Source organism: Criibacterium bergeronii, assembly GCF_001693775.2.
Taxonomy (GTDB): domain Bacteria; phylum Bacillota; class Clostridia; order Peptostreptococcales; family Filifactoraceae; genus Peptoanaerobacter; species Peptoanaerobacter bergeronii.
The window spans coordinates 1-12746 of sequence record NZ_MBEW02000033.1; the positions used below are offsets into that span (position 1 = coordinate 1).

Here is a 12746-nt window from a genome sequence, read left to right on the forward strand (position 1 = left end):
GATATAGACGATGTGATTATATCATCTGTTGTACCGGAGGTTATGTATTCCCTAGATAGTTTTGTTGTAAAATATTTAAATAAAAAGCCATACATTGTAGGACCGGGCATAAAGACTGGGATTAATATCAAATACACCAATCCGGGACAAGTTGGCTCAGATAGGATAGTAAATGCGACTTGTGGTTATGAAAAATACAAGGATAATTTGATAATAATCGATTTTGGCACATCAACCACGTTTTGTGCAGTATCTAAAAATGCAGATTACCTTGGAGGATTGATAACACCGGGAGTAAGGATTTCAACCGATGCATTATTCCAAAGAGCATCTAAATTGCCAAGAATAGAAATCAAAAAACCTGATGTAGTAATAGCAAAAAATACAGTATCTGCAATGCAAAGTGGTATTTATTATGGATATGTTGGCTTAGTAGATAGAATAATTAAAGAAATGACAAAAGAGCTTAAATGGAAAAAAGATAAATACAAAATTATAGCAACAGGTGGACTTGCACAATTGATTATTTCAGAGTCCGAGCATGAAATAGTTTTGGATAAGAACCTCACGTTAGAGGGATTAAAGATAATATATGATAAAAACAAACAATAATAATCTGAAAATAGCAGATTTAAATTTAGATACAAATTTATTATTAGCTCCTATGGCAGGCTATACAAATTTGCCGTTTAGACTTATGTGCGAAAAAGGTGGAGCTAAACTGACCTGCACAGAAATGATAAATTCTAAGGCATTGTATTATAAAGACCAAAAGACGCAGGAGATGCTAAACACCACAGGACAGCAAAATAAAGTTGCAGTGCAAATATTTGGCTCAGACCCGTATTATATGAGTGAGGCAGCCAAGATACTTTGTGATTTAAACAGGTTTGCCATAATAGATATAAATATGGGATGCCCAGCACCAAAAATAATAAAAAATGGCGATGGCTCAGCCTTGATGAAGGATATGCTGACTGCTGGTAAAATAGTAGAGGCAGTAAAAAAAGCTTCAAATGTGCCGGTAACTGTAAAAATGCGAAAAGGCATAGATGAGACTAATGTAAACGTAGTTGAATTTGCAAAATATATTCAAGATAGTGGAGCAGATTTAGTCACAGTACATGGTAGGACACAAAAACAATACTATACAGGTACAGCAGATTTAGATATAATAAAACAGGTGAAAGATACACTCAGCATACCGGTAATTGCAAATGGAGACGCCTTTACACCGGAAAAAATAAAATATATACTAGACTATACAGGCTGTGACGGAGTTATGGTAGGCAGAGCAGCTCAAAATAATCCATGTATATTTTGTGAATATGAGCAATATATAAAAACAGGTCAATACAAACAGACCTCTGACAAAGACAAAGTCTTAAATGCAATTGAAAACTATAAGCTTGCGATAGGACTTTTTGGCGAAGATGTGGGTGTAAGGCAAATGAGAAAGCAGCTATATTGTTACCTTAAAAGCATTAAAAATTCTACAGCTATTAAGCAGGAATTATCGACAGAAAATTCCTACCAAAAAGTTATTGACGTATTAAGCGAATATGCAGATAGCTTAGAATGATTTAAATTATAAAGCATACAATTAAAAAGAGAGGAAGACACTAAGATGGAAGAAAGCATAATAGTTACCCGTGAAGGCTACGAGAAAATGCAAAATGAGCTAGAAGAGCTCAAAACAGTCAAAAGACAGGAAGTATCTGAAAAATTAAAAGTAGCAAGGTCATTTGGAGACTTGTCAGAAAATGCCGAATATGATGCAGCCAAAGAAGAACAAGCACAGCTAGAAGAAAGAATAGCAAAATTAGAAAATAACCTAAGAATTGCAGAAGTAGTTTCAGAACAAGATATGAAACAAAATATTGTAAATATCGGTTCTACAGTAAAGTTTTCAGTAAAATATCCTGATGGAGAGTCGGAAGAAAAAACAGTTGTCATAGTTGGTAGAACAGAAAGCAACCTTGCAGAAGGAAAAATGTCAAATGAATCCCCAATAGGTAAAGCACTTATGGGAGCAAAAAAAGGACAAAAAGTAGATGTACAAGTGCCTGATGGTATAGCAAAAGTAAAAGTAATTTCAACAAAATTTTAAAGGAGAATCATGGAAAATTTAGAACAAAATCTCAACGAGATGGAACGCCAAAGATTTGAAAAACTTGCCAATTTACAAAAAGAGGGCAAAGACCCATTTAGAATAGAAAAATTTAATCAGACACACCATTCAATGCAGATAAAGGATAACTTTGAACAATATGAAGATAAAGAAGTTATCGTTGCAGGAAGAATGATGAGCTTTAGAGGCTTTGGTAAAGCTACCTTCATAGATGTGCAAGATGAGCAGGGAAAAATACAGTGCTATGTAAAAAAAGACGAAATAGGCCAAGAGGCATATCAAGCATTTAAAAAACTTGATATAGGTGACATAATTGGAGTTAAAGGGGTAGTATTCAAAACACATAAAGACGAAATCTCAATCAGAGCAAGCGAAGTAACACTACTTAGCAAATCATTAAGAATATTGCCTGAAAAATTTCATGGCTTAAAAGACATGGATTTAAGATATAGACAAAGATATGTGGATTTAATAATGAATCCTGAAGTAAAAAAGACCTTTGTACTAAGGACAAAAATAGTTTCAGCAATAAGAAAATATATGGATAGCAGAGGATACCTAGAAGTAGAAGTACCAGTGCTTGACACAATATCAGGTGGAGCATCAGCTAGACCGTTTATTACACACCACAACAGCTTGGATATAGATATGTACCTTAGAATAGCTACAGAGCTATATTTAAAAAGATTAATAGTTGGTGGATTTGAAAAAGTTTATGAAATGGGTAGAATATTTAGAAATGAAGGAATGGACTACAAGCACAACCCTGAATTTACAACAATAGAATTCTACGAAGCATACTCAGACCTTGATGACATGATGAACATGACAGAAGACATGATAAAGACAATAGCAACCGAAGTCTTAGGTACTTGCGAAATAGAATATCAAGGCACACCAATAGATTTAAGCAAAAAATTTGCAAGATTAGACATGGAAGAGGCAGTAAAACAATACAGCGGAGTAGATTTTTCTACTATTGATACAGACGAACAAGCTATGGCAGTAGCAAAAGAAAAAGGCATAGAAATAGAAGTAGGAAAAGAAACAAGAGGAAACGTAATAGATGCGTTCTTCGAAGAATACGTTGAAAAACAATTAAAACAACCTACATTTATTTACGGACACCCTGTAGATATCTCACCACTAGCTAAAAAAGACCCTAACGACCCAAGAAAAACACGCAGATTTGAGTTATTTATCAACGGCTGGGAAATGGCTAACGCATTCTCAGAATTAAATGACCCAATCGACCAAAGACAAAGATTTTTAGCACAAGTAGAAGCCAAAAAACGTGGTGACGAAGAGGCTCAAGAAATGGACGAAGATTTCATAAACGCAGTAGAGGTAGGACTACCACCAACAGGCGGCGAAGGCATAGGTATAGATAGATTAGTAATGTTACTTACAAATCAGCCAACAATCAGAGATGTTATCCTATTCCCAACAATGAAACCACTTGGCAAAAAACAAGCTGGAGAATGCACAGATGGAGCTTGTAAAATTAATTTTGCTGCAAATACACAAGAAACTCCTGCACAAGAAGAAAAAATAGATTTTTCAAATGTAAAAGTAGAACCACTTTTTGAAGAGTCGGTAGATTTTGAAACATTTGCAAAATCAGATTTTAGAGCAGTAAAAGTAATAGCTTGTGAAGAAGTACCAAAGTCAAATAAGCTATTAAAATTCACATTAAATGACGGTACAGATACGCACAGAACAATTCTGTCAGGGATAAAGAATTTCTATCCAAATCCTGATGAATTAGTAGGCAAAACCCTAATCGCTATCACAAACCTACCACCAAGAAAAATGATGGGCATAGAGTCTCAAGGTATGTTAATCTCAGCAATCCATGAACAAAACGGTGAAGAAGGATTAAATTTACTAATGGTATCAAATAAAATACCTGCAGGGGCAAAATTGTATTAGTAATAGAAATAAATAGAGAAAAAAGTACAAACAGCCGAGGAACTCCTCGGCTGTTTGCTACTCAAATGATAAAATTATTGTAATAAGTTTTTAGAAAATGTTATTCAACTTATACTAATTTACTTTGAAAATTGTAGCATATATTATGTAAATCACGTAGTTTCGGGAATAATTAATCGTGAGGCATTGATTAAAGAAATCAAATAAAAATTGCATTTGTAGCTATGGTTTAGTTTTAAAATACTAATAAAGGGGTATAAGTAAAATATAAAACTGTTTTGTTAAGTAAATTTTAAGTAAATTTTAATTAAATTATAGTATGATAATATAAGTTAAAATTTATAATACAAACAAATACAAGGAGTATAAAATGAAAAGAAAAATATCTTTATTATTAATAACATTACTAGCATCCGGAGCACTTGTAGCTTGCGGTGGACAGCCTGCCAAAGAAGAAAAAGCTACAGACAAGCCGGCTACAGAGGCAACACAAGAGGCAGATAAAGAAACTACTGACAAGGCAGAGGATACTGCAAAAGAGTCAATCTCTACAGATGTGGAAGGACTAGCATCTATAGAACAAATTGATGTATTAGACTCTACAGAACACGCTATTATGAGCCTTAATGATAAAGCTACATTGGAGTATTTTGCAGGAATTCTAAAAGATACTGAAAAGAAAGTCACAGATAAAACTGAAAACTTCTTTATGGAATTACCAGCAGATGCAAAAGAAAGCTACTTCTACAACGTTATAGGTAAGGACAAAGATGGTAATGAACAAAAATTTGACATGGTAGTATACGAAAATTATCCATACATGACAGTAAAAAGACTACCTGTATTAAATAAAATGACTTGGGAGCTCTCAGAAGATGATAATACGAAACTTCAAGCTCCTGATAAATCCTTTGCAGTTAAATAATAAAATTTAATTTAAAGTACACCTACGGATTTTTCCGTAGGTGTATTTTTTATAAGGGAAATAATACATAAATATTTCTTGATATAGAAAAATAATCAAAAAAATTTAAATTAAATTTTACATATGGTATAATTGAATAAAATTATATTTAGGGTAAGATTGATACTTATTAATCAGTTAATTTTAAAAATCCAATTAGTTTTACCTGATTTTGTGTATGAAAGTTGAGCATTTAATTTTTGAGGGTGACATGATATATTCAGAATTAGTAAGGCGTGCTTGTCAGATTATGTATGATGCCCATAAAGAGGATGTAGATAATGGAGGGTATCCATATGTATTCCATCCGTTTTATTTAGCTACGCAAATGGATACTGAGCAGGAGATTTGCGTGGCAATGCTACATGATGTAGTGGAAGACCATGGTGACAAATATAGCTTTGAATATTTACAAGAGCAGGGTTTTACTGAGGAAATAATTGACGCAATAAAGCTGTTAACGCATAAAAAAGGTGTAGATTACATGGATTACATTAAGCTACTATCAGTCAATCCAATTGCAAGAAAGGTAAAGATGGCAGACCTCAAGCACAATATGGACTCTAGTAGGACAAATGGAATAAAATCAAAAAAATATGATTTATATGTTAAAGCTTTGAATTATTTAGAAAATTTATAAAAAATTTATTTATTAGATAGTAGCAAGAATGAAAATTTATAATATTACTTTAAATGATTATATAATGCTTGTGCGAACGAAGGAAAGCTACTACAAAATAAAATTTTAAAAACAACATACCTCAGTAGGGGCTTTCCTTCGTTGGTCTACAATATAAATTCTTATTTTGCAAAATATAAAAATGCGTAGAGTAATGCAAGGTTAAAAGCTATACTTACAGGTACAAGAATTAGGAATTTTTTGTGCTTAGTCTTATGCCTTACAATTTGCATTGCTAAAAATCCGCCAACTCCTCCGCCGATGAAACAAAACAGCAAAAGAGTATTTTCTGATATCCTCATAGCTTTTGTTTTAGAGAGGATTTTGTCCAAACAATAAATTGTAAAAGTAAAAATATTAACACCTAAAAAATAAATCGAAATACTATTCATGACACTCCTTAAAGCGAATTTATAATTATAATTGCTCTTAAATGATATAATAAATTGGCTGAGCCTTCAAGGATAAAATAGTGAATAAACATAAAAAATTAATATGTAGATTAATATTTTTAGTTAAAATTTTTAATAAATCAGTAAAAAATACACAAATATAAGAGGGGAAAAATGCAAAAAATTGACATAGCTTATGACAGTATTAAACAAAAAAATCATATATGGAGAGCTTGAGCCTTATGAAGATGTGCCTGAGGAAAAACTCCAAAAGGAACTAAAAATTAGCAGAACTCCAATAAGAGAGGCTCTTACTTTAATAAAAAATATATTTAATACCAATTTATTAAGGAATTATGATACACCTCCTGTTAAATTGATATGGAAGATTTCAATCTAGCTTTTTGAATTTAATTTAGGCTACCAAATATAAATTACAATATTAAGTTTAAGAAATTTCATTGAAATACTTACAAAACGTAAAATAAAATGTATAATATAAAAATACATATTTAAATTATTGTAATATTATACATAACTAATGAAATATGATTGAGAATTGTAATGGAGTATAGTTTGATGAATAAAAAAATTTTACAAAGAATTGAAGCCTTAGGCGGAGATGTTAGTGAGGTTGGAGGTGAGGATTTAGCCTCAGACTTATCGTCCATAAAATTTAATTGCGTATTATATCCAAAGACCTCAAATAGTCCGTTGGCTACATATGAAGACGCCGAACCTATTTTTGGCATTTCTGAAGAGATTTTGAAAAATAAAGCTTTATATTTTAAAGACAAACAAAAATTTTTTCAAATGCTGATAGATAAATATTACACAGACACAATTGAGGATTTCGGGCAAAGCTTTTGGGAGCCTGAGCCATTCACACCGTTTAAAGAGGGTTCGGACGACTATTATAAATGGTATGATGAGTTTGAAGAAAATGAAGATGTAGACTTTTCGGCAGTTACTGAGGTAACACAGGATAATATGCCTGAGCTGTTTCATATAGCATATTCATATGGATATCCTGATAGCTACTACATAGCACTATCAGACCCAAATCAGCAAAATCCTACTGTATTTGGTACAGACCATGAAGAATTTTTTCAAGAGGTAAGTATTGAAGGGACTTTGGAGGACTTTTTCGACAATTACATGACTAAAGAGGAATTTTTAGAAATAGTAAAAGCTCAACTTAAAAGCAATTTTTATTTTGAAATAGATAAAGTATAAATTAAAAAATAAGATTTATAATAATTACAAGTATATTACTAATTAAAAAAATCACAAAAACTATTAAAAGTATGATATAACACAAAAATATATTCATTTTTTTACAAATACAATAATAAAAGCACAAAGTGTTTTTTAAAATTTTAGAAAATTTAGGGATTAAAATGAATGTAATTTTCCATATAGACGATTTAAAATCGTGGGATTTAGTGCTTGGCAACGTCACAAACTTTAGACCAAGCACAGCTAGATAAATCTATTACTGTAGTATCTGCAGGAGTAGTTGAGCTGGCAAAAAAGCAAGAACAAGGGTATTCATACATTAGACCGTAGCTATTAAAATATGAGTTTAAATGCAAAAAAAAGAAATCAACATAGTATGTGAAAAAAACAATATACCATACAAGGATTTAAGAATTGCTCAAATTAAAGGTGCAAGAACTTTAGAAGAATTAAAAAAAGCCACAGGAGTATGTGGTGAATGTGAAGCCTGTAAAGAAAATCTCACATACATTATGAAAGTAGTATGCGGTTGTAACATGGTAACATTTGATGATGTAAAAAATCAATTAGATAATGGGCTTAATACATTTGAAGAAATTTCAAAACAAACTAAAGCCGGTACTACTTGCGGGCATTGTAAAGCTCTTGTTGAAAATATAATTAAACAAGGCTATTAATAAAATAGTATAACAGCTAAGCTGAACGTTAATTTTTTTCGTTCAGCTTTTGTCGTTTACGTTCGCTTAAACAAATAAAAAGTTTTTATTGACAAATGAAGGTTAATTGACTATAATTATTAAGATACAGTAATATAAAATGGTCATATTGTGCGTAATAAAAAAATCAATATTTTAAAGAGGTGAAACCTTAATGCAACATCCACATCCAGTTAAGGTTGGAAGAAGAACAAGAATGAGCTATTCTAAGATTCCTTCCGTAGCGGAGCTGCCGAATCTTATCGAGATTCAGGTAGATTCGTACAAGTGGTTTATCAATGAAGGTATTAGAGAAGTTTTTGAAGAAATATTTCCGATAGAAGGCTTTTCAGGAAATATAAAGCTGGAATATCTTGATTACTTCATTGAAGAGACTCCCAAATATAGCATAGAAGAGTCTAAGGAGAGAGATGTTACTTATGCCACACCAATCAAGATAAGAGTCAAGCTTACTGTTAAAGATGAAGACGGGACAGAGATTGTAAAAAACGAAAATGCTGACCCTGTTTTTTTAGGCGATTTTCCACTGATGACAGATAGCGGGACTTTTGTAATTAATGGTGCAGAAAGAGTTATCGTAAGCCAAATCGTAAGGTCTCCTGGTGTATATTATGCTCAGGAAATGGATAAAAAAGGTAACAAGCTGATTTCATCCACTGTTATACCAAACAGAGGAGCATGGCTTGAATACGAAACTGATTCATCAGAGGTTGTAAATGTTAGAATAGACAGAAACAGAAAGCAACCAATCACAGTGCTTTTGCGTGCACTTGGTTTTTCGTCTGATGAAGAAATAAAAGAATTATTGGCTGAAGATGAGCTACTAATTCCAACATTACAAAAAGATATAACAAACAACAAGGATGAGGCACTTCTTGAAATATATAGAAAATTAAGGCCTGGTGAACCACCTACTATCGAAAGTGCAACCTTACTAATTAATAATATGTTTTTCGACAATAGAAGATACGATTTAGCAAAAGTAGGCAGATACAAATACAACAAAAAGCTTGCTTTATCTGACAGGATTGCCGGAAAAACATTGGCAAATGATGTAATAGACCCTGCAAATGGTGAAGTGGTATTTAAAGAAGGCACTAAGCTAAACTACGAGGATGCAGCAAAAGTAGACAACCTTGGTATTAAGCAGGTATTCATTAGATTGCCGGAAGGACCTAATGAAGGTAAGGTAATCAAAGTCATTGGTAATGGCTTTGTTGATATAAATAATTTCATAAAATTTGATATAAAAGACTTAAAATTTAATGACAAGGTATCTTATGACGTACTAAAAGATATACTTGACAATTATACTGATGAAGACGAGATAAGAAAACAGCTTAAGGAAAGAAAAAATGAGCTATATCCAAAGCATATAACATTTGATGACATAATAGCCTCCGTAAGCTATCAGTTTAACTTATTTTATGGTGTGGGCAGTGTAGACGATATAGACCACCTAGGTAACCGTAGAATAAGAACAGTTGGAGAACTTTTACAAAACCAATTCCGTATAGGTATGGCTCGTATGGAAAGGGTTATAAGAGAGCGTATGACTACTCAAGACGTAGTTGAAATGACACCAAGTAACCTGATTAACATCAGACCGGTTACATCAGCTATAAAAGAGTTTTTTGGTTCTTCTCAGCTATCACAGTTTATGGACCAAACAAACCCACTTTCTGAATTAACTCACAAGAGAAGATTATCTGCTCTAGGACCTGGCGGTCTTTCAAGAGAAAGGGCAGGCTTTGAAGTAAGAGACGTACACTACTCCCACTATGGTAGAATGTGTCCTATAGAAACTCCAGAAGGACCAAATATAGGTCTTATCAACTCTCTTTCAGTTTATGCAAAAGTAAATGAATATGGATTTATTGAGTCTCCATACAGAAGAGTTGATGAGAAAAACAGAATAGTTACAGATATTATAGATTATCTTCCGGCTGACGAAGAAGATAAATATATAAGAGTGCAGGCGAATGAACCGATAGGTGAAGATAATTTCTTCGTAAATGAAAAGGTTGGTTCAAGAAGAGGAAAAGGTATCATCGAATTAGTTGATGCTGACCTAGTTGATTATGTTGACGTATCTCCTATGCAGGTTGTTTCAGTTGCGACAGCTATGATACCTTTCCTAGAAAATGACGATGCGAACCGTGCACTAATGGGTTCAAATATGCAACGTCAGGCTGTACCACTGGTTAGACGTGAAGCTCCTATTATAGGGACATCAATAGAATACAGAGCTGCAAAAGACTCCGGAGCTGTTGTAGTAGCAAAAAATGCAGGCACTGTAGATTATGTTTCGTCTGACAAAATAGTCATAAGAAAAGAAGACGATACATTAGATACCTATAGATTGCTTAAATTCAAACGTTCGAACAATGGAACTTGCGTAAACCAAACCCCAATAGTTAAAAAAGGCGAAGTTTTAGAAAAAGGTGACGTTATAGCAGACGGTCCATCTACAGATTTAGGAGAAGTTGGACTAGGCAGGAACTCACTTGTAGCCTTTATGACATGGAATGGTTATAATTACGAAGATGCCATACTTATAAATGAAAGATTAGTTAAAGAAGATAGATTATCCTCAATTCATATTGAAGAATATGATTCAGAGGCTAGAGATACAAAGCTTGGACCTGAAGAAATAACTAGAGATATACCAAATGTTGGGGCGGATGCTATAAAAGACCTAGACGAAAGAGGTATAATTAGAATAGGTGCAGAAGTAAAATCCGGAGATATATTAGTTGGCAAGGTTTCACCTAAAGGAGAAACAGATACAACACCTGAGGAAAGATTACTTCGTGCAATCTTTGGTGAAAAAGCTAGGGAAGTTAAGGACTCTTCACTTAGAGTTCCTCATGGAGTATCAGGGATAATAGTAGATATCAAGGAATTCACTAGAGAAAACTCTGATGAATTATCTCCTGGTGTAACCCGTATGGTTAGAGTATATATTGCCAAGAAGAGAAAAATTCAAGTCGGAGATAAAATGGCTGGACGTCATGGTAACAAGGGGGTTATCTCTAGAGTTTTACCTGAAGAAGATATGCCATTTTTACCGGACGGCACACCACTTGAAATAGTGTTAAATCCACTAGGCGTACCTTCGCGTATGAACATCGGACAGGTACTAGAAGTACACATGGGACTTGCAGCCAAGAAATTAGGTTGGTACGTTTCTACTCCTGTATTTGATGGAGCAGTGGAAGAAGACATATTTAAAGCATTAAAAGAGGCAGGCTATCCTGAGTCAGGTAAATTACAGCTTAGAGATGGTAGAACCGGAGAATTCTTTGATAATCCAGTAACAGTTGGATATATGTATATGCTTAAACTTCACCACTTGGTAGACGACAAGATACACGCTCGTTCTACTGGACCTTACTCAATGGTTACACAACAGCCACTTGGCGGTAAAGCACAGTTTGGCGGACAAAGATTCGGGGAAATGGAAGTTTGGGCTCTTGAGGCATATGGTGCAGCTAATGTACTACAAGAACTATTAACAGTTAAATCCGATGACGTTGTTGTACGTGTTAAGACCTACGAAGCGATAGTTAAGGGAGAAAATGTACCTGAACCGGGAATACCTGAATCATTTAGAGTTTTAATAAAAGAACTACAATCTTTGGCTCTTGATATTAAGGTTTTAGACGACAATGAAGAAGAAATCAAGCTTGATGAAGAGTCAGATATAGTTTCAAATCAAGATAGTAGTAACAGCTCTGAAGAAGTCTACGTTAAAGGAGATAGCTCCATGATGCACGAGGAAGATGGAGAGCCTAAAGACGAAGATGAAGACAGTATGGATATGGAAGACGACCTTGATTTTAACCAAGACTTTGATTTTTAATTATAGATTTAATCTATCAATGTAGTAAGGAGGAACATTTTTGTTCGAATTAAATAATTTTGAGTTAATGCAAATTGGACTCGCATCTCCTGAAAAAATACTAGAATGGTCTCATGGCGAAGTAAAAAAGCCTGAAACAATAAACTATAGGACTTTAAAGCCTGAAAAAGATGGTTTATTTTGCGAAAAAATATTCGGACCAACCAAGGATTATGAATGTGCCTGCGGTAAATACAAAAAAGATAAACTTAAACATATAGGGATTCGTTGCGACAAATGTGGAGTTGAAGTTGTCAGCTCAAAGGTTAGAAGAGAAAGAATGGGGCATATTAGCCTAGCAGCTCCGGTTTCTCATATATGGTATTTCAAGGGTGTGCCATCAAGAATTGGTATACTTCTTGATATATCGCCTAAAGAACTAGAAAAAGTGCTTTATTTTGCATCATATATAGTAATTGATGCAGGAGAAACAAACCTGTTGGAAAAACAGACTCTTACAGAAAAAGAGTACAGAGATGCTGTTGATACATTTGGAGAAGGTGCTTTTGAAGCGAAGATGGGAGCAGAAGCCATCAAAAAGCTACTTCAAAAAGTAGATTTAGATAAGCTTTCAGAAGAACTTAAAGAAAAATATATTGATGCAACAGGTCAAAAGAAAATAAAGTTAGTCAGAAGACTTGACATAGTAGAGTCATTTATAAAATCAGGTAATAAACCTGAATGGATGATACTAGATAAAGTTCCAGTAATCCCACCGGATTTAAGACCTATGGTTCAATTGGATGGAGGTAGGTTTGCTACTTCTGACTTAAATGACCTATATAGAAG

The 12746-nt window shown here is 33.5% G+C and carries 11 protein-coding genes and 1 pseudogene; 11 read left to right on the plus strand and 1 reads right to left on the minus strand.

Translation table 11 applies throughout. From position 1 onward, the window contains the following. From BBG48_RS09710 to BBG48_RS09735, 6 genes are all read left to right on the plus strand, one after another. A partial coding sequence (locus BBG48_RS09710; RefSeq protein WP_116170968.1) for a type III pantothenate kinase occupies positions 1-612 on the plus strand: 612 nt, incomplete at its 5' end. After that, positions 593-1582, plus strand: a complete 990-nt coding sequence (dusB, locus tag BBG48_RS09715; RefSeq protein WP_068911887.1) for a tRNA dihydrouridine synthase DusB — start codon at positions 593-595, stop codon at positions 1580-1582. The genes BBG48_RS09710 and dusB, both read left to right, overlap by 20 nt. 45 nt (positions 1583-1627) lie before the next feature. Further along, positions 1628-2110, plus strand: coding sequence for a transcription elongation factor GreA (gene greA / locus BBG48_RS09720; protein WP_068911885.1), 483 nt, complete (start codon positions 1628-1630; stop codon positions 2108-2110). Between the two features lie 9 nt (positions 2111-2119). Continuing rightward, entirely contained in the window at positions 2120-4063 is a 1944-nt protein-coding gene (gene lysS / locus BBG48_RS09725; protein ID WP_068911883.1) for a lysine--tRNA ligase, read from the plus strand. Between the two features lie 370 nt (positions 4064-4433). After that, positions 4434-4988: a hypothetical protein gene (locus BBG48_RS09730; protein ID WP_068911882.1), complete on the plus strand. Its 555-nt coding sequence runs from the start codon at positions 4434-4436 to the stop codon at positions 4986-4988. Between the two features lie 250 nt (positions 4989-5238). Continuing rightward, positions 5239-5667, plus strand: coding sequence for a hypothetical protein (locus BBG48_RS09735; protein WP_094754351.1), 429 nt, complete (start codon positions 5239-5241; stop codon positions 5665-5667). Positions 5668-5828: 161 nt separating this feature from the next. Here the strand turns inward: BBG48_RS09735 and BBG48_RS09740 are convergent, their stop codons facing one another. Beyond that, a complete protein-coding gene (locus BBG48_RS09740; RefSeq protein WP_068911880.1) occupies positions 5829-6098 on the minus strand; it encodes a DUF1294 domain-containing protein in 270 nt (89 codons plus the stop codon). A 196-nt stretch (positions 6099-6294) separates the two neighbouring features. Here BBG48_RS09740 and BBG48_RS09745 point away from each other — a divergent pair, with 196 nt between their 5' ends. From BBG48_RS09745 to BBG48_RS09765, 5 genes and pseudogenes are all read left to right on the plus strand, one after another. Continuing rightward, on the plus strand, positions 6295-6498 hold the full coding sequence (locus BBG48_RS09745) for a GntR family transcriptional regulator (RefSeq protein WP_068911878.1): 204 nt from the start codon (positions 6295-6297) through the stop codon (positions 6496-6498). A gap of 179 nt (positions 6499-6677) precedes the next feature. Then, positions 6678-7334 carry a hypothetical protein gene (locus BBG48_RS09750; protein ID WP_068911877.1) on the plus strand — a complete coding sequence of 219 codons (657 nt, stop codon included), beginning with the start codon at positions 6678-6680 and terminating at the stop codon, positions 7332-7334. A 353-nt stretch (positions 7335-7687) separates the two neighbouring features. Further along, the gene (locus tag BBG48_RS09755; protein WP_068911875.1) at positions 7688-8014 is read left to right on the plus strand and encodes a (2Fe-2S)-binding protein; all 327 of its coding nucleotides are present in this window, start codon (positions 7688-7690) and stop codon (positions 8012-8014) included. Positions 8015-8207: 193 nt separating this feature from the next. Further along, the gene (gene rpoB, locus BBG48_RS09760) at positions 8208-11918 is read left to right on the plus strand and encodes a DNA-directed RNA polymerase subunit beta (RefSeq protein WP_068911873.1); all 3711 of its coding nucleotides are present in this window, start codon (positions 8208-8210) and stop codon (positions 11916-11918) included. Between the two features lie 40 nt (positions 11919-11958). Next, positions 11959-12746: pseudogene (locus BBG48_RS09765) on the plus strand (DNA-directed RNA polymerase subunit beta'); the annotation flags it as partial.

Bases quoted from the DNA above. Each gene is read 5' to 3' on its own strand.
- dusB (WP_068911887.1), top strand. From the start codon at position 593: ATGATAAAAACAAACAATAATAATCTGAAAATAGCAGATTTAAATTTA.
- greA (WP_068911885.1), top strand. From the start codon at position 1,628: ATGGAAGAAAGCATAATAGTTACCCGTGAAGGCTACGAGAAAATGCAA.
- lysS (WP_068911883.1), top strand. From the start codon at position 2,120: ATGGAAAATTTAGAACAAAATCTCAACGAGATGGAACGCCAAAGATTT.
- BBG48_RS09730 (WP_068911882.1), top strand. From the start codon at position 4,434: ATGAAAAGAAAAATATCTTTATTATTAATAACATTACTAGCATCCGGA.
- BBG48_RS09735 (WP_094754351.1), top strand. From the start codon at position 5,239: ATGATATATTCAGAATTAGTAAGGCGTGCTTGTCAGATTATGTATGAT.
- BBG48_RS09740 (WP_068911880.1), bottom strand. From the start codon at position 6,098: ATGAATAGTATTTCGATTTATTTTTTAGGTGTTAATATTTTTACTTTT.
- BBG48_RS09745 (WP_068911878.1), top strand. From the start codon at position 6,295: ATGACAGTATTAAACAAAAAAATCATATATGGAGAGCTTGAGCCTTAT.
- BBG48_RS09750 (WP_068911877.1), top strand. From the start codon at position 6,678: ATGAATAAAAAAATTTTACAAAGAATTGAAGCCTTAGGCGGAGATGTT.
- BBG48_RS09755 (WP_068911875.1), top strand. From the start codon at position 7,688: ATGCAAAAAAAAGAAATCAACATAGTATGTGAAAAAAACAATATACCA.
- rpoB (WP_068911873.1), top strand. From the start codon at position 8,208: ATGCAACATCCACATCCAGTTAAGGTTGGAAGAAGAACAAGAATGAGC.